Source organism: Pseudomonas sp. IT-P74 (assembly GCF_949768175.1).
Taxonomy (GTDB): Bacteria; Pseudomonadota; Gammaproteobacteria; order Pseudomonadales; family Pseudomonadaceae; genus Aquipseudomonas.
This window is the reverse complement of the sequence record NZ_CATKQD010000066.1, coordinates 91,048-108,795: the sequence shown is the minus strand read 5'-3', so window position 1 is coordinate 108,795 and position 17,748 is coordinate 91,048. Positions and strand designations below refer to the sequence as shown.

The window sequence follows — 17,748 nt, the reverse complement described above, 5'->3', positions numbered from 1 at the left end:
GCTTTTCCTTACCGCTCGATCAGCGCAATGCGCTTGTTGTACCAGTTCATCAGCAGGGAAATGCTGATACTGATCGCCAGGTACACGCTCATGGTGATGGCAATCACCTCGATCGCCTGGCCGGTCTGGTTGAGCACGGTCCCGGCAAACAGCGAGACCATCTCCGGATAACCGATACCGGCCGCCAGCGAGGAGTTCTTCGCCAGGTTCAGGTATTGGCTGGTCAGCGGTGGAATGATCACGCGCAGGGCTTGCGGGATGATCACCTTGCGCAGGGTCGGACCGTTGCGCAGGCCGAGGGAATGCGCCGCCTCGGTCTGGCCATGGCTGACCGACTTGATGCCCGAACGCACGATCTCGGCGATGAACGCCGCGGTGTACACGGTGAGGGCCAGGGTCAGCGCCAGCAGTTCCGGGATCAACACCCAGCCACCGACGAAGTTGAAGCCTTGCAGCTTCGGCATTTCCCAGTGCACCGGTGCGCCGAAAACCAGCGCACACAGCGCAGGGATGACCAGGAACATCGCCAGGCCGACCCAGAACTTGTGGAATGGCACACCGGTGGCTTCAAAGCGCTTGGTCGCCCAGCGGCTCATCAGCACAATGGCGACGATGGCGACTACAACGCTGATCACAAACGGCCAGAAACCATCCGCCATCAACGCCGCCGGCATGTTCAGGCCACGGCTGCTGACAAAGAAGGTGTCGCCGAAGTTATGACTGTTGCGCGGCCCCGGCATGGTCAGGAACACCGCGAAGTACCAGAACAGGATCTGCAGCAGCGGCGGAATGTTGCGGAAGACTTCCACATACACCGTCGCCACTTTGGCGATGATCCAGTTCTTCGACAGCCGCGCCACACCGACGATGAAACCCAGGATCGTCGCCAGGATCACGCCGATGAAGGTCACCAACAGGGTGTTGAGCAGGCCGATGACAAACACCCGGGCGTATGTGTCCGCTTCGGTGTAGTCGATCAGGTGTTGAGCGATGCCGAAACCGGCACTGCGCTCCAGAAAGTCGAAACCGGAAGTAATGCCCCGGTGTTGCAGGTTGGTCTGGGTGTTATCGAACAGATACCAGCCCAGCGAGACCACCGCGATAATCGTGATGATCTGGAATACCCAAGCACGCACGCGTGGATCGCTGAGGCTGAGCCTCTGCTTTGGTGCGCCGATTGAATTTTGCATGAAGTGCCCCGGAAATAATGGAACAGAACATCACCCGGTGGTTGGCCCACCGGGTGATAGAACCATCAGCGCACTGGTGGTGCGTATTGAATGCCGCCAGCGTTCCACAGAGCGTTCAGCCCGCGGTCGATTTCCAGCGGAGTGCTCTTGCCGAGGTTTTTCTCGAACACTTCGCCGTAGTTACCCACTTGCTTGACGATCTGCACGACCCAGTCTTTCTTCACTTTCAGGTCTTTGCCGTATTCACCGTCGGTACCCAGCAGACGGGCAACGTCAGGGTTCTTGGTGCCCTTGGCTTCGGCTTCGACGTTCTTCGAAGTGATGCCGGCTTCTTCAGCGTTGAGCATGGCATAGCCAGTCCAGCGCACGATGGCCAGCCACTCGTCGTCGCCATTACGCACGACCGGGCCCAGAGGCTCCTTGGAAATGGTTTCCGGCAGAACCACGTAGTCCTTCGGCGAAGCCAGCTTGCTGCGCTGGGCGAACAGCTGGGATTTGTCGGAGGTCAGTACGTCGCAACGACCGGATTCCAGCGACTTGGCGCTTTCGTCGGAGGTGTCGAAGGTGATCGGGGTGTATTTCAGGCCGTTGCCGCGGAAGTAGTCGGAAACGTTCAGTTCGGTGGTGGTACCGGCCTGGATGCAGATGGTTGCACCGTCCAGTTCCTTGGCGCTCTTGACGCCCAGCTTATTGTTTACCAGGAAGCCGATGCCGTCGTAGTAGGTAATGAAGCCCGGGAATTTCAGGCCCATGCCCGCGTCACGGGAGCTGGTCATGGTGGTGTTGCGCGACAGGATGTCGATTTCGCCGGATTGCAGCGCGGTGAAGCGCTCCTTGGCGTTCAACTGGCTGAACTTGACCTTGGTCGCGTCGCCGAAGACAGCCGCCGCTACTGCACGGCAGTAGTCAGCATCGATACCTACGATCTTGCCGGTGGAATCCGGAACCGAGAAGCCTGGCAAGCCATCGCTGACGCCACACTGCACGAAACCTTTCTTCATCACTGCATCCAGGGTTGCGCCCGCCTGGGCAAACCCGCTGACACCGAGTACCGCGGCTGCAGTCACGATCGCCAGGGTGGATTTCAACATCTTCATTCAAACCTCCAGTTTTGCTCTTGTTGTGTCGGAGCGTGAGTCCTGTCGCACCCTTTTGAGGCGTAGTCGACCCGTGTTGGCTTTTTTTGGGGTCAACCGACGTAAGACGTTAGCTATGAGTCTAGTAGGAGAAAATCCACATCATGGATTACTCACTTCTCACCAATCGGCCGAACGGGCTGTAGCCCTTTCACGTTCGCGAAGCCCCGTATCGGCCTTTGGCGAACATCCATCACCGGATTCTTTGCTATCCCACGCTCGGCAGTAGACTGATAGTGTTACCGCCGCACGCGAGATGGGTTGCACCGTTTCCCCATAGCAAAGCCCGTACCACACTGCTAGCCGAAGCCAATTAGGGACAGGTCAATAGCAAAAGTTGTAGCCTTGCGACATCTTCTTAACGGATCCACCAGACGCGCACTCACACCTCGCCCCCAATGAGAGCGCACGCACATTTTTGGAGCAGCCATGACCAACCCCTTGATTCTTGAACCCGTCAAGACCGCAGATGCCTGCGTGATCTGGCTTCATGGCCTGGGTGCCGATCGCTACGACTTCCTGCCAGTGGCCGAAGCTCTGCAGGAAACCCTGTTGAGCACCCGCTTTGTTTTGCCCCAGGCGCCGAGCCGCGCCGTCACCATCAACGGCGGATACGAGATGCCGAGCTGGTACGACATATTGGCCATGAGCCCCGCGCGCGCGATCAATCGCGAACAACTTGAAGAGTCTGCCAACTGGATCATCGAATTGATTGAGACGCAGCGAGCCAGCGGAATAGACGCCTCGCGGATTTTCCTGGCAGGTTTTTCCCAGGGCGGCGCCGTGGTTTTCCACACCGCGTTTCTGAAATGGCAGGGCCCGTTGGGTGGTGTCGTTGCCCTTTCTACTTATGCACCGACCTTCAGCGACGAACTGCAACTGTCCGCCAGCCAGCAGCGGATTCCGGTGCTGTCGATGCACGGCCAGTACGACGATGTGGTGCAAAACTCGATGGGGCGCAGCGCCTACGAACATTTGAAGCTACGTGGTGTCACCGTGACATGGCAGGAGTACCCAATGGGTCACGAAGTGTTACCCGAAGAAATTCGCGACATCGGCGTCTGGCTCGCCGAGCGCTTGCGTTAAGCATTTCTGTTTAAAAGCGCCCTTTGATCCATCCCACTACGCCGCGCCCGATTCTTGCATTACACTGGCCGGCGTACATTCCTTAATCAATTGATGAGATGACCGTGCTCAAAGCACTCAAGAAAATGTTCGGTAAAAGCGAGACTGAGCAACTCGCGCCAGTTCCCAGCCCTGCGTCTCACGCTCCCGGCCACCGCACCGACGGTATTCAGTCTGAACGAGCCACCGCCACGGCGGCACCCAAGCATGAGCCGATGACCGCAATAGCTGACCAGCCGGCGGCGACAACAGCCACGGAGCAGCCGCTCGGCGAAACGCCGAAACCCGCCAGACCGCGCCGCGAACCCAAGCCCAAGGCCCCGGTCATCCCATGGAAACTCGAAGACTTCGTCGTCGAGCCCCAGGAAGGCAAGACCCGCTTCCACGATTTCAAACTCGCCCCGGAACTGATGCACGCCATCCAGGATCTGGGCTTCCCGTATTGCACACCGATCCAGGCCCAGGTGCTGGGCTTCACCCTCGCGGGCAAAGACGCCATCGGCCGCGCCCAGACCGGTACCGGCAAGACCGCCGCGTTCCTGGTCTCGATCATCACCCAGTTGCTGCAAACCCCGCCGCCGAAAGAGCGCTACATGGGTGAGCCACGGGCACTGATCATCGCGCCGACCCGTGAACTGGTGGTGCAGATCGCCAAGGACGCCGCCGACCTGACCAAGTACACCGGCCTCAACGTCATGACGTTCGTCGGTGGCATGGACTTCGACAAGCAGCTCAAGCACCTCGAAGCCCGCCACTGTGACATCCTCGTGGCCACGCCGGGCCGCCTGCTGGACTTCAACCAGCGCGGCGACGTGCATCTGGACATGGTCGAAGTGATGGTGCTGGACGAAGCCGACCGCATGCTCGACATGGGCTTCATCCCGCAAGTGCGCCAGATCATTCGCCAGACGCCGCCGAAGTCCGAGCGTCAGACGCTGCTGTTCTCCGCGACCTTTACCGAAGACGTGATGAACCTGGCCAAGCAATGGACCACCGACCCGTCGATCGTCGAGATCGAGTCACAGAACGTGGCCAACGAAAACGTCGAGCAGCACATCTACGCGGTGGCCGCTGCCGACAAGTACAAACTGCTCTACAACCTGGTCAACGACAATGGTTGGGAGCGGGTCATCGTCTTCGCCAACCGCAAGGATGAAGTGCGGCGCATCGAAGAACGCCTGGTGCGTGACGGTATCAACGCCGCGCAACTGTCCGGCGACGTGCCGCAGCACAAGCGCATCAAGACCCTCGAAGGCTTCCGCGAAGGCAAGATCCGCGTACTGGTCGCCACCGACGTGGCCGGTCGCGGCATCCACATCGACGGCATCAGCCACGTGATCAACTTCACCCTGCCGGAAGTGCCGGACGACTACGTGCACCGCATCGGTCGCACTGGCCGCGCCGGTGCCGACGGTGTGTCCATCAGCTTTGCCGGTGAAGACGACTCCTACCAGCTACCGTCCATCGAGGAAAAGCTGGGGCGCAAGATCAGCTGTGAAACGCCACCGACGCATCTGTTGCGGGCCGTTGAACGCAAGCGTCCTCATTAAGCGACGCTGAAAAGACAAGCGCAGCCGGAAACGGACTGCGCTTTTTTTTGCTTTGGATATTGCTAGCGATAACTAAAAGTCCATAATGGACAAATTAGTTTACTTTCAATTCCGGAGCCGACCATGTCCAGTACGCCCCAAGTGATCAACCAGAATCAGGCTCGCGAGTTGCTGGCGCAGGTCGACGTACCGCAGATCCTGCGCAAAATGTTCCGTGACCTGGCGACCGGGCAAGCAGTGCAACCGGCGCAGCAACTGGTGGAGTTCCCACAGGGTGCCGGCGACTTCATCAACTACTTGGGTGTGCTGGCCGAAGACGGCGTGTACGGAATCAAGACTTCGCCGTACATCGTCCGTGATCAGGGACCATTGGTGACCGCGTGGACTCTGCTGATGTCGACGCAGACCGGTCAGCCGCTGTTGCTGTGCGACGCCGGTGAACTGACCACCGCACGCACCGCCGCGACCACCGCCGTAGCGGTCGACGCCCTCGCGCCGCTCACAGCCAATCGCCTGGCCATCATCGGCAGTGGCAAAGTGGCCCAGGCGCACCTGCACTACGTGAAAGGCCTGCGTGACTGGCAGAGCATCAACCTGTACGCGCCGAACCTGAGCGACGATCCTGACACCGCCGGTCTGCTGAAAAACATCGAGCCACGCCTGAACATCCTCGACAGTCGCGAAGCCGCCGTTGAGGACGCCGACGTGATCATGCTCTGCACCTCGTCCCCCGGCCCGGTGATCGACCCGTCTCACTTACGCAAACCGGCACTGATCACCTCCATCAGCACCAACGCGCCGCGCGCCCACGAAGTGCCGCCGCAGAGCCTCAACGACATGCAGGTGTTCTGCGACTATCGCCTGACCACCCCGGGCTCGGCCGGTGAAATGCTGATCGCCGCCGAACGGCACGGCTGGGACAAGAGCACGATTGTCGGCGACCTGCCCGACCTGATCAGTGAAAAAGTACAGCGTCCGGACTATGACCGACACGTATTCTTCCGCTCGATCGGCCTGGGCCTGGAAGACATTGCGCTGGCCAATGCAATCTATCGCCTGCAGCCCTGACACCGCGATCAACTGTAGGAGCGAGCCTGCTCGCGATGGTGTATCTGACACATTGATGTCGACTGACACACCATCGCGAGCAGGCTCGCTCCTACAGGGAGATCTCTTCAGTTTTGAGAATTACGCCCCAACAGGAGACGTTCATGAGCCAGGCAGATTTCATCATCATCGGCGGCGGGATTGCCGGTGCTTCCACGGGTTTCTGGCTGTCGCAGCACGGCCGCGTGATCGTGCTCGAACGCGAATCCCATCCGGCCTATCACTCCACCGGCCGTTCGGCTGCGTTGTACACCGCCGCCTACGGCACCCCGCAAGTGCGGGCATTGACCCTGGCCAGCCGCGATTTTTTCGACAACCCGCCCGCTGGCTTCTGCGAACACCCGTTGCTGACCCCGCGCGGCGAAATAACCGTGGATTTCACCGGTGACCCGGACGAACTGAACAGGCAGTACCAGAGCGCAAAAACCACGGTGCCGGAAATGCAATTGCTCGACGCCGACGCGGCCTGCGCGTTGGTGCCGGTCCTACGCCGGGAAAAGGTCCACGGCGCCATCTACGACCCGACCGCCAGCGACATCGACACCGATGCCCTGCACCAGGGCTATTTGCGCGGCATCCGCCGCAACCAGGGCGAAGTGCATACCGACAGCGAAGTCGTGAACCTGAGTCGCGACGACAAAGGTGTATGGCAGGTTCAGACCAACAGCCAGACCTTCAGCGCGCCGATCGTCATCAACGCCGCTGGCGCCTGGGCCGACAAGATCAGCGAACTGGCCGGCGCCAAGCCCCTGGGCCTGCAACCCAAACGCCGTGCCGCGTTCATCTTCGCCGGCCCCGAAGGCGTGGACATCCACCATTGGCCAATGCTGGTCAGCCTCGACGAATCCTTCTACATGAAACCCGACGCCGGGATGTTCCTCGGTTCGCCGGCCAACGCCGACCCGGTGGACCCCCACGATGTGCAGCCCGAAGAACTGGACATCGCCATGGGCATTTACCAGATCGAAGAAGCCACAACCCTGACCATTCGCCGCCCGACCCGCACCTGGGCCGGCCTGCGCAGCTTTGTCAGCGACGGCGACTTGCTGTCCGGTTTCGATCCGCAGGTACCGGGGCTGTTCTGGGTCGCGGCACAAGGCGGTTATGGCATCCAGACCTCGCCGGCCATGGGCCAGGCCAGCGCGGCACTGGTGCGCGGCGCCGCGTTGCCCGAGTCGCTCGGCCATTTTGGCCTGAATGCCGAAATGCTTTCCCCTGCCCGCCTCGGCTGATCCTGATCCTCAGGTGACGTGCCCACACGATTACGGCACACTTTCAGCGCCCCTTTGATGGGGCGCTGACGCTGCCTGGAGTTCCACTGTATGAACGCCCCCGAAAAAGACTCGGCCCCGAACACCACGTCGCTGGATAACTTCCGGGCGATCGCCGATGCCATCGCCACGCTGTTCTTTCCCCACGCCGAAGTGGTGCTGCACGACCTGCGCACGCAAAAGGTCGACTACATCGCCAACAACCTGTCCAAGCGGGAAATCGGCGACGACTCGGCGCTGGAAGACATGCTCAGCGACGATGTCAGCGAACGAAACATCGGGCCGTACGAAAAGCTCAACTGGGATGGTCAGAAGATTCGCAGCCTCAGCACGGTGCTACGGGACAGCGAAGGTCACCCGCTGGCGGTGCTGTGCATCAACCTGAATATTTCGTTGTTCGAAAATGCCAAGGCCGCCCTGGACCTGTTCCTGTCGCCGACCAAGCTGATCCCGCAACCGGATGCACTGTTCCGCGATGACTGGCAGGAGCGGATCAACACCTTCCTCCACGCCTGGCTGCGCGAGCGCCAACTGAGCCTGAATCTGCTGACTCGCGACCACAAGCGTGAACTGGTGCTGGCGTTGCACGCCGAAGGCGCGTTCAAGGGCAAAAGCGCATCGAACTACGTGGCCAATGTGCTGAACATGGGCCGGGCGACGGTGTACAAGCATTTGAAGGAATTGAAGGGCTGAAGATTTGCCGTGGTCCCATCGCCAGCAGGCTGGCTCCCACATGGATTTGCGGTATAAACAAAACCTGTGGGAGCCAGCCTGCTGGCGATGGCGGTAGATCAGTCGCCGTAAATGTCGGACTTGAAATACTTGTCCGAAATCTTCTGGTACTCACCATTGGCACGAATGCCATCAATGGCCGTGTTCAGCTCGCTGACCAGTTCGGTGTTGCCCTTGCGCACGGCAATCCCGGCACCCTCGCCCACATATTTCGGATCTTTCAGCTCCGGCCCGACAAAGGCGTAACCCTTGCCACGGGGCATCGACAGGAAGTCATTGAGCGGAATGGTGTCGGCAAAAATCGCGTCGAGGCGACCGGCGGCCAGGTCCATGTAGATTTCTTCGTTGTTGCTGTAGCGCTTGACGTTGATGCCCTTGGGCTCGAACACCTCGGTGGCATAACGGTCGGTGGTGGTGGCGCGCTGCACGCCGACGTTCTTGCCCTTGAGGCTGGCGTACTGGTCATCCACCACCGCGCCATCCTTCATCACCAGGCGCGACGAGGTGAAATAGTACTTGTGGGTGAAGTCCACCGACTTCTTGCGGTCTTCATTGATGGTCATGGACGACAGCGCCATGTCGATTTTCTTCACCTTCAGGGAAGGAATCAGACCGTCGAACTCGCCTTCGACCCACACACACTTGGCCTTCATCTGTGCGCACAGGGCATTGCCGATGTCATAGTCGAAACCGACGATTTCGCCTTTGTCGGTTTTCGAGGCGAACGGTGGGTAAGCGGCCTCAATGCCAATGCGCAGGGTTTTCTCGGCGGCGAATACAGAACTGCACGCCAACAGGCTCAAGGCCAGACCGGTGATGAGGGGGAACTTCTTCATGTTCGTTTTCTCGCGGTTGTTGTTGGTTTGGCAAGACAGAAGAAAAAGCTGAAACGGGTGGAAACCTTTTTTGTACTTATAATTCCATCTTGGACTTTTATGTATTGGCCGTCAATCAGGCAAATGCAGCCCATGCCGGCCGATGGTCGGGTGGTGAATCATCAAGACTTTTAGTGATGCAGATGACGCCATCGCGAGCAGGCTCGCTCCTACATTGGTCCTGCGAACACAGATCCAGTGTGGGAGCGAGCCTGCTCGCGATGAGGCCCGAAGAGACAACAAAAAACTATAGGTTTACTGCTTCCAGCGATCCGCCGCCGCATGATCACTGTCACGCCCCTCGACCCAACGCGGCCCGTCACTGGTGTTTTCTTTCTTCCAGAACGGCGCACGGGTTTTCAGGTAGTCCATGACAAAGGCGCAGGCGTCGAATGCCGCCTGACGATGGGCGCTGGCCGCGCCGACGAAGACAATCGGCTCGCCCGGTTCCAGGGCGCCGATGCGGTGCAGCACTTCCAGCTTGAGCAACGGCCAGCGCTGCTCGGCCTCGATGGCAATCTTGCCGAGGGCCTTTTCGGTCATGCCGGGATAGTGTTCGAGGAACATCCCGGCGACGTCGAGGCCGTCATTGAAGTCGCGCACATAGCCGACAAAACTCACCACCGCACCCACGCCGACATTGGCATCGTGCATGGCATTGACTTCGGCACCCGGGTCGAACGCGGTGGACTGCACGCGAATCGCCATGGCTCAGCCTCCGGTCACAGTCGGAAAGAACGCCACTTCATCGCCCTCGCTGACCGGTTCGTCGAGCTGGCACAGGTCTTCATTACGGGCGCACATCAAGTTCTGTTCGCTCAACACCTCGGCACCGTCACGTTGGGCCAACAGCGCGCGGACGTCGTCGACGGTGGCGAAGTTGCCTTCCACTTTCACCGAGTCCACACCCAAAGCTTCACGATAACGGGCGAAAAACCTCACGGTAACGTTCATGGCTGCTCCGCCTGGAAATGTCCGCTCTTGCCGCCGACCTTCTCCAGCAGACGCACGCTTTCGATGGTCATGCCACGGTCCACGGCCTTGCACATGTCGTAGATCGTCAGCGCGGCGACACTGGCGGCGGTCAGGGCCTCCATCTCGACGCCGGTCTGCCCGGACAGCTTGCAGCGCGCCACGATGCGCACCGAATCGTCGCCTTCGGCACTGAGCTCGACCTTGACGCCGGTCAGCATCAGTGGATGGCACAGCGGAATCAAATCGCTGGTTTTCTTCGCCGCCTGAATGCCGGCAATGCGCGCCACGGCAAACACATCACCCTTGGGGTGGCCGCCGCTGACAATCATCTGCAGGGTTTCGGGCAGCATGCGCACCAGCGCTTGAGCGGTCGCCTCACGGAACGTCACGGCTTTTTCAGTGACGTCGACCATGTTGGCGCGACCTTGGGAATCGAGATGAGTCAGCACGGGATTACTCCTGATCAGGAGCGTCGATTGTAAACCTGCGGGTCAATTATTCGCACGCACGATTGTCGGCCCACCACAAACCAATGTGTGCGGGCTTGCTCGCGAAGGCGGCGTAAGAGTCAACATCCATGCTGAATGTCTGATCGCTTTCGCGTGCAGGCTCGCTCCCACTGGTTTTTCATATACCCATAAAAACCGGGCGGTTGTAAGGCCGCCCGGTTCCGCTGGACAGTTACAAAAGCGCTTCCTTATTGAGTTTACAACCCCCGACGGAAGCTTTGCCAAATAACAAAAATAAATGTAACAAAACCATACTCGAAATTCGTTTTTTTACATCACCGAACGACTTAAATTTATGCACCAACTGATAATTCACTGATTATTTTATAATAAATATCAACGTAAGGATTTTCCGTAAGCCCGCCCCCATGACCTGCAATGAAACCTCCTACAACAGAATGATTGACCGAGTTGTTCATTCGAGAAAAGCTGATCGACAAACCTAACGATTCTACAAAATTCAGTACAGAGGTATCGTACAAGGTTTTTTCCTCTGGCCTCCGGCAGGAGCTCAACGGGGCAGACCTTACACGTCAACTCAACCATGGTGGCACACGGGAGGCTAGTCATGTCCGCGCGGACAATTTACTCAGGAAAACACATCGTAATCTCTCACTGCCGGGACTGCGACATCCCTGGCTACATGATTATTTCTCTTAAGCGGGACATATCAAGACTCGCAGAACTAAGTTCGGCGGAAAGCGCTGAACTGATGAAAGGCCTGGCACTTACGGAGCGAGCCTTAAACACGCTATTTTCTCCTGAAAAAATATACATAATGCGTATTTCCGAACTCAATCATGAACTACATTTTCATGTTTTCCCCAGGTATACCTCCGTGACCAAGTTATATTTGGCGGAACACAATGAACGCATTATTGATGGCCCTTTCTTTTTCAGCTGGACGCGAAAAAAGTTCAGTAGCTCACAGCCTGAGCCGACCCAAGAGGTATTGGACGCTCAATCAATTCTTACGGAAACCCTCAAGGGCTATTTTTCGGAATCTCTGTAAACAGCGTACAAAAAACCGGGCGACCTTGCGGCCGCCCGGTTCCGATGGACAGTTACAAATGCGATTCGGCGTATTCGGCCAGGATCGAGCGTGGTACCCCTTGCAGGGTGATGTGCACCCCGTTCGGGAAGTCCTTGAAGCGTTCAGTGAGATAGGTCAGCCCGGAGCTGGTCGCGGACAGGTAAGGGGTGTCAATCTGCGCCAGGTTGCCCAGGCACACCACTTTGGAACCGGCGCCGGCACGGGTGATGATGGTTTTCATCTGGTGCGGCGTGAGGTTCTGGCATTCGTCGATCAGGATCAGGCTCTGCTGGAAGCTGCGGCCCCGGATGTAGTTGAGGGATTTGAACTGCAACGGCACTTTGCTGAGGATGTAGTCAACGCTGCCATGGGTGCTTTCGTCATCCATGTGCAAGGCTTCGAGGTTGTCGGTGATGGCGCCCAGCCACGGCTCCATTTTTTCCGCTTCGGTGCCGGGCAGGAAACCGATTTCCTGGTCCAGGCCCTGCACGCTGCGGGTGGCGATGATGCGGCGATAACGTTTGCTGACCATGGTCTGCTCGATCGCAGCGGCCAGCGCCAGGATGGTTTTACCCGAACCGGCGGCACCCGACAGGTTGACCAGGTGGATGTCCGGATCGAGCAAGGCGTACAACGCCAGGCTCTGATAGATATCACGCGGCTTGAGGCCCCAGGCTTCCTGGTGCAGCAGCGGTTCCTGGTGCAGGTCGAGGATCAGCAAGCGGTCTTCTTCAATCTCCTTGATCCAGCCGACAAAGCCCTGTTCATCAATGATGAATTCGTTGATGTGCACCGCCGGCAGGTTGTCGATCAATTGCACCTGATGCCAGGTGCGGCCGTGGTCCTGACGGGTTTCGACCTTGCTCACGCGGTCCCAGAAAGAGCCGGTCATGTTGTGGTAGCCGTTGGGCAGCAAGGACACGTCATCGACCAGTTGGTCGGTGCTGTAGTCCTCGGCCGCGATCCCGCAGGCGCGCGCCTTGAGGCGCATATTGATGTCTTTGGTGACCAGCACCACGGGCTTTTTCGGGTCGCGCGCGTGCAGGTCGATCAGTTGGTTGATGATTTTGTTGTCGTTCAGATGCTCGGGCAGAATCAGGTTCGGCTCGGCATGCTTGCTCATCAGAATTGACAGCAAACCCTTGGGTCCGCTTTTACCACGCTGGATCGGCACACCCTGCTCGACGTCCTCGGGTGAGGCATCGCCCAGGGTCTTGTCGATCAGGCGGATGGCCTGGCGGCATTCGGCGGCTACGCTGTGATGCCCGCTCTTGAGCTTGTCGAGCTCTTCAAGCACGGTCATCGGGATCGCGACGTGGTGTTCTTCGAAGTTGAGCAGCGCGTTTGGATCGTGAATCAATACGTTGGTATCGAGTACATAAAGGATTGGCTGGTTGGAAGAAGAGCTACGTCCGTGATCATCCATACTCGGTCACCTTTGTGGGAGCCATTCGACGCAATACCTTGACGGTGCTGCGCCTCGAAGTGACTGCCGAATACACCTGCGGGGACTCAAGTGTTCTGCATACATGCGGGGTCTTGGAAGACGCCACCTGTGTTGCAGGTTTCGGCGGTCTGTCTTCGTAATACTCCAAAACGTGTGACAGAAAAAAGTACTTTGACGCTTTTTTGAAGTTTATTTTGCAGATTGACCAATAGCACTTGGCGGACTGCCATCACCCGTTTAAAGTCGGAAGTCCACCTGCAACGAATCCCCTTCCAGAATCGCCAAAAACCCAATGTTCACGGGGTTTTGTCGTTTTCAGCGAAACGCCTCCTGGCAATCCTCCCAGCCGATCCCGACAGGCGCCGTTTGCGTGACCAGCCACGGCAACGCCGTTTTCACCCCATCCTGCTTCACATTGAAATTGATCACGCCGTGCCGCCACAGCAACATCAGGGTCAGCACCCGTTGTGCACTTGGGTTGCCCTTGAGTTTGCCGGCACCGTCCTGGGCATCGATGTCCCACAACGCTACCTGCAACCCCTGAGTCTTGAAGAAACCTTCGGCATCGGAACGGCGCTGGCCATCGGGAGGACGGAACAGCGGCACGTAGTTCTCCGGCAGCTTGCTCTTGACCAGTTCAGCGCTGCGGCGCACCGAGTCCTGCCAGTCCTGCCAGTGGCTGTGGGAACGGAACTCCCAGCCTTGTACGCCGATGCACTGGCTCGAGTAGGTCCCTTGCAGGTTACTCACCGAATGCTCGGCCAAACGGGCCTGGATGTCCTTGCCAAGGACGAAGAACGTCCCGCTCAGGTTCGACTTGCGCAGGTACTCGGTGACCCAGTCAGTGTTATCCGGCGCGGCGTTGGCGGCGCTGTCGAACGTCAGCAGAAACAGCCGGTCATGCATCCCGTCGCCGCTGCGCTCATAGTCGCCAAAATGATCGACCTCGCTGCTGGTTTGCGGGAACAAAGCGGCCTTGCGCAACTGTTCGTCCAGGTACTGGGTGTGGAACACACGGCTCGGTTCGGCCCACTTGATGTAGTAGCTGTCTGTGCCGACCTGAAACTTGGCGGCCTGCTCGCGCAAGGTGGGCATGTCTTCGACCAGGAAACAGAAGGAGGCATCCTGGTCGCAACTCTGTTGGGCAAAGTCGTAGTTGGTCAGCAGTCGTTGCCACATGCGCTGGCGAACCCGGTTGACCGACTCCAGATTGATCGTACGCAAGCCCAGGCGCTGGGCCAGGGCGGGTTCATCCAGCGACTCGCTGGCCAGCAGGACACTGGAAAACATGAGGATCTCGGCCCTCGACGCCACGTCGAACAGCGTCGGGTTGCCGAGTTTTTCCGGCCAGGTGCTGCGGTCGAGCGTCGCCACCTCGCCCGGTGCCGCGATGGCGCCGAAGCTCAGTAGCCAGATCAAGATGAGAAAAGCGATACGCAATGGGATGTCTCCATAACAAAACCCGCGCGGCACTATAGCTGATCCAGACTCGACTCCCGCAGCAACACAGCCTCCTTGTAGGAGCGAGCCTGCTCGCGATAGCAATATTTCAGGCACCGCCTTTGGTGAATGTCATACCGCAATCGCGAGCAGGCTCGCTCCTACAGGTTTTGTGCAAGGCCACCGGCCATCACCTATGGACGCCATAGCTGGAGTCAACGAGGACAACCCCCTAGAATCGCCGCCACGATTAAAGGAGACGACTTCATGCTGATGGTGATTTCACCCGCCAAGACCCTCGACTATGAAACACCGCCCGCGACCCAGCGCTTCACCCAGCCGCAGTACCTCGACCACTCCCAGGAGTTGATCCTGCAATTGCGCGAGCTGACGCCCGCGCAAATCAGCGAGTTGATGCACGTTTCCGACAAGATCGGCGGGCTCAACGCCGCGCGTTTCGGCAGCTGGACGCCTGCGTTCACCCCGGAAAACGCCAAGCAGGCGCTGCTGGCCTTCAAGGGTGATGTGTACACCGGCATGAATGCGCAAACCCTCAGCGAAGCCGATTTCGACTACGCCCAAAAACACCTGCGCATGCTCTCGGGCCTCTACGGCCTGCTGCGCCCGCTGGACCTGATGCAACCCTATCGCCTGGAAATGGGCACCAAACTGGCCAACGCCCGGGGCAAGGATCTGTATGCCTTCTGGGGCACGCGCATCAGCGAATGGCTGAACGAAGCCTTGGTCGATCAGGGCGATGACGTGCTGCTCAACCTGGCATCCAACGAGTATTTCTCGGCGGTCAAGCGCAGCGCCTTGAACGCGCGCATCGTCAATACCGAATTCAAGGACCTGAAGAACGGCCAGTACAAGATCATCAGCTTCTACGCGAAAAAGGCCCGCGGCTTGATGAGCCGCTTCGTCATCGAAGAACGCATCAACGACCCGGCCACCCTCAAGCAGTTCGAGGCTCAGGGCTATCGCTACAGCGCCGAACAGTCCAAGCCGGACAATCTGGTGTTTCTGCGCGACCACGCACCAGAGTGATGCATCCGGTCGGCGCACGACCTCCACAAACCCTCGTGCGCCGACCCTTGACTCACTTCAGCCTTCCCTGCTTTTTCGCCATTTTTATGGCGCCATAAAAATACCGTACGATTTTCTAACTTTAGTTTCACTCGACTTCAATCATTTTTTTGCGTAGTGGCACTGACTTTTTTTAACAGTAGTGGCAAAAAAATATCCCCTCCGTTGAGCCGCCTATATATAAAGGGCGAAACGGCAAGTGCTATCAATTTGAAAGCAGTGCCATCTTTCTCAATATTTCAAAAAATTTCAGATTTCGCGATGAGCGGACTGGAACTATGTCCAAACGCGCCGCTCATACCACCGGTAACGATTCTCGCCGAACGTGTACGAGATAACTTACGCAGATAAGCGATTCATGTTGCGAAGTTGAAACACTAACTTGCGCTGACTAATCACTGATTTGGACAACAGCAACCGGACAGGAGATAACGCGGTATGACTATCCCCTACAAGGCCACGACAGCGCCCCTATAAACGTGCTCACCCGAGCACCCAACCGCTTGATCCACGGGCTTTCGGCCTGACATCAAGCGTGCAAGGCCGTTGCACCTGCATCCTTCCGACAGGAGGATCGGCTGCATAAAAGGGCAAATCATAACAACAAGGCCTAGTTGCGCACACCTTGAGTGCATTTATTTAGACACTCGTAACTTATATGCCAGCACAGGGCATCGTTGTGCCTGTAAGGCACACTTGCGAGTGCACTAAAACACGCTGAACACCATTAACTCCGGCCATCTAATGGCTTGATGTATACAGGCTTGATAACAGAGAGGTAATTGCGATGCGCATCAGCATTTTTGGTTTGGGTTACGTCGGCGCAGTCTGTGCCGGTTGCCTGTCTGCACGGGGCCATGACGTCGTTGGCGTCGATGTGGCCAAAGACAAGATCGATATGATCAATGCCGGCAAATCGCCGATCGTTGAACCGGGCCTGGGTGAGCTTCTGGCCCAAGGCATCCAGACAGGTCGTCTGCGTGGCACCACCAACTTCGCCGAGGCGATTCGCGACACCGACCTGTCGATGATCTGCGTGGGTACGCCGAGCAAGAAGAACGGCGACCTGGAGCTGAACTACATCGAGGCAGTATGCCGCGAAATCGGTTTTGTTCTGCGTGACAAGGCCACCCGCCACACCATCGTCGTACGCAGCACCGTACTGCCGGGCACCGTGGCCAACGTGGTCATCCCGATTCTCGAAGACTGCTCCGGCAAGAAGGCCGGCGTTGATTTCGGCGTGGCCGTGAACCCTGAGTTCCTGCGCGAAAGCACCGCAATCGCCGACTACGACCTGCCGCCAATGACCGTCATCGGTGAATTCGACAAGGCGTCCGGCGACGTTCTGCAATCGCTGTACGAAGAGCTCGACGCACCGATCATCCGCAAGGACATCGCGGTCGCCGAGATGATCAAGTACACCTGCAACGTGTGGCACGCCACCAAGGTCACCTTCGCCAACGAAATCGGCAACATCGCCAAGGCGGTCGGTGTCGACGGTCGCGAAGTGATGGACGTGGTCTGCCAGGACAAGACCCTCAACCTGTCCCAGTACTACATGCGCCCAGGCTTCGCCTTCGGCGGCTCGTGCCTGCCAAAAGACGTGCGTGCCCTGACCTACCGCGCCGGTTCCCTGGACGTGGAAGCCCCGTTGCTCAACTCGCTGATGCGCAGCAACGAATCCCAGGTGCAGAACGCTTTCGACATCGTCTCCAGCCACGACAAACGCAAAGTCGCCCTGCTGGGCTTGAGCTTCAAGGCCGGCACCGACGACCTGCGCGAAAGCCCGCTGGTCGACCTGGCGGAAATGCTGATCGGCAAAGGCTATGACCTGAGCATCTACGACAGCAACGTCGAGTACGCCCGCGTTCACGGTGCGAACAAGGACTACATCGAGTCGAAGATCCCTCACGTCTCGTCCTTGCTGAACTCCGATTTCGACGCGGTGATCAACAACTCCGACGTGATCATCCTGGGCAATCGTGACGAGAAATTCCGCGCTCTGGTGCAGGAAGTTCCACACGGCAAGCAGGTGATCGACCTGGTGGGCTTCATGTCCAAGGCCACCAGCACAACTGCCCGTACTGAAGGCATTTGCTGGTAACCACGGTTCCGTAGGAGCTGGCGAAGCCTGCGATCCTTTGGCGCCTTCACGGGCGCCAAAGGTCCCTGGATCGCAGCCTGCGGCAGCTCCTACGGGCTGCTTTCTACGCCTGCCTAAACCCCATCGGGCCACCCCAAAGGCTCGCCCGAGATCGAGACGGATGCAGAT

The 17,748-nt window shown here is 58.3% G+C and carries 16 protein-coding genes; 8 read left to right on the top strand and 8 right to left on the bottom strand.

Annotated elements, in window-relative coordinates; all coding sequences use genetic code 11:
* Window positions 1-8: 8 nt before the first annotated feature.
* Together ACM6J5_RS22875 and ACM6J5_RS22870 are read right to left on the bottom strand one after the other, a co-directional pair.
* Window positions 9-1,190, bottom strand: a complete 1,182-nt coding sequence (locus ACM6J5_RS22875) for an amino acid ABC transporter permease (protein ID WP_095943795.1) — start codon at window positions 1,188-1,190, stop codon at window positions 9-11.
* Between the two features lie 65 nt (window positions 1,191-1,255).
* The gene (locus ACM6J5_RS22870) at window positions 1,256-2,287 is read right to left on the bottom strand and encodes an amino acid ABC transporter substrate-binding protein (RefSeq protein ID WP_007972676.1); all 1,032 of its coding nucleotides are present in this window, start codon (window positions 2,285-2,287) and stop codon (window positions 1,256-1,258) included.
* 468 nt (window positions 2,288-2,755) lie between these two features.
* On the opposite strand from ACM6J5_RS22870, the gene ACM6J5_RS22865 reads away from it, so the two are divergent.
* From ACM6J5_RS22865 to ACM6J5_RS22845, 5 genes are all read left to right on the top strand, one after another.
* Window positions 2,756-3,412, top strand: a complete 657-nt coding sequence (locus tag ACM6J5_RS22865) for an alpha/beta hydrolase (RefSeq protein WP_150672405.1) — start codon at window positions 2,756-2,758, stop codon at window positions 3,410-3,412.
* A gap of 98 nt (window positions 3,413-3,510) precedes the next feature.
* Window positions 3,511-5,001: an ATP-dependent RNA helicase RhlB gene (rhlB, locus tag ACM6J5_RS22860; protein WP_095943793.1), complete on the top strand. Its 1,491-nt coding sequence runs from the start codon at window positions 3,511-3,513 to the stop codon at window positions 4,999-5,001.
* A gap of 123 nt (window positions 5,002-5,124) precedes the next feature.
* Window positions 5,125-6,069, top strand: coding sequence for an ornithine cyclodeaminase family protein (locus ACM6J5_RS22855; protein ID WP_095943792.1), 945 nt, complete (start codon window positions 5,125-5,127; stop codon window positions 6,067-6,069).
* A 143-nt stretch (window positions 6,070-6,212) separates the two neighbouring features.
* Complete coding sequence (locus tag ACM6J5_RS22850) at window positions 6,213-7,340, top strand: NAD(P)/FAD-dependent oxidoreductase (RefSeq protein WP_095943521.1); 1,128 nt, start codon at window positions 6,213-6,215, stop codon at window positions 7,338-7,340.
* 90 nt (window positions 7,341-7,430) lie between these two features.
* Window positions 7,431-8,072 carry a transcriptional regulator gene (locus ACM6J5_RS22845; RefSeq protein ID WP_095943520.1) on the top strand — a complete coding sequence of 214 codons (642 nt, stop codon included), beginning with the start codon at window positions 7,431-7,433 and terminating at the stop codon, window positions 8,070-8,072.
* A 98-nt stretch (window positions 8,073-8,170) separates the two neighbouring features.
* Here the strand turns inward: ACM6J5_RS22845 and ACM6J5_RS22840 are convergent, their stop codons facing one another.
* The 4 genes from ACM6J5_RS22840 to moaC all read right to left on the bottom strand — a co-directional run bounded on the left by ACM6J5_RS22840 (window position 8,171) and on the right by moaC (window position 10,410).
* On the bottom strand, window positions 8,171-8,947 hold the full coding sequence (locus ACM6J5_RS22840) for an ABC transporter substrate-binding protein (protein ID WP_095943519.1): 777 nt from the start codon (window positions 8,945-8,947) through the stop codon (window positions 8,171-8,173).
* A gap of 294 nt (window positions 8,948-9,241) precedes the next feature.
* Window positions 9,242-9,694, bottom strand: a complete 453-nt coding sequence (gene moaE, locus ACM6J5_RS22835) for a molybdopterin synthase catalytic subunit MoaE (protein ID WP_007989960.1) — start codon at window positions 9,692-9,694, stop codon at window positions 9,242-9,244.
* 3 nt (window positions 9,695-9,697) lie between these two features.
* Window positions 9,698-9,940: a molybdopterin converting factor subunit 1 gene (gene moaD, locus ACM6J5_RS22830; protein WP_095943518.1), complete on the bottom strand. Its 243-nt coding sequence runs from the start codon at window positions 9,938-9,940 to the stop codon at window positions 9,698-9,700.
* Complete coding sequence (moaC, locus tag ACM6J5_RS22825; protein WP_007972660.1) at window positions 9,937-10,410, bottom strand: cyclic pyranopterin monophosphate synthase MoaC; 474 nt, start codon at window positions 10,408-10,410, stop codon at window positions 9,937-9,939. The genes moaD and moaC overlap by 4 nt, the downstream gene beginning before the upstream one ends.
* A gap of 628 nt (window positions 10,411-11,038) precedes the next feature.
* Here moaC and ACM6J5_RS22820 point away from each other — a divergent pair.
* Window positions 11,039-11,482, top strand: a complete 444-nt coding sequence (locus ACM6J5_RS22820; RefSeq protein WP_095943527.1) for an HIT family protein — start codon at window positions 11,039-11,041, stop codon at window positions 11,480-11,482.
* A 52-nt stretch (window positions 11,483-11,534) separates the two neighbouring features.
* Here the strand turns inward: ACM6J5_RS22820 and ACM6J5_RS22815 are convergent, their stop codons facing one another.
* Both ACM6J5_RS22815 and ACM6J5_RS22810 read right to left on the bottom strand, forming a co-directional pair.
* Window positions 11,535-12,929, bottom strand: coding sequence for a PhoH family protein (locus ACM6J5_RS22815; RefSeq protein WP_008050144.1), 1,395 nt, complete (start codon window positions 12,927-12,929; stop codon window positions 11,535-11,537).
* Window positions 12,930-13,265: 336 nt separating this feature from the next.
* Window positions 13,266-14,390 carry a polysaccharide deacetylase family protein gene (locus tag ACM6J5_RS22810; protein WP_414929393.1) on the bottom strand — a complete coding sequence of 375 codons (1,125 nt, stop codon included), beginning with the start codon at window positions 14,388-14,390 and terminating at the stop codon, window positions 13,266-13,268.
* A 267-nt stretch (window positions 14,391-14,657) separates the two neighbouring features.
* On the opposite strand from ACM6J5_RS22810, the gene yaaA reads away from it, so the two are divergent.
* On the top strand, window positions 14,658-15,437 hold the full coding sequence (gene yaaA, locus ACM6J5_RS22805; RefSeq protein ID WP_095943516.1) for a peroxide stress protein YaaA: 780 nt from the start codon (window positions 14,658-14,660) through the stop codon (window positions 15,435-15,437).
* An 826-nt stretch (window positions 15,438-16,263) separates the two neighbouring features.
* Window positions 16,264-17,580: a nucleotide sugar dehydrogenase gene (locus ACM6J5_RS22800; protein WP_095943515.1), complete on the top strand. Its 1,317-nt coding sequence runs from the start codon at window positions 16,264-16,266 to the stop codon at window positions 17,578-17,580.
* The last annotated feature ends 168 nt before the right edge of the window (window positions 17,581-17,748 follow it).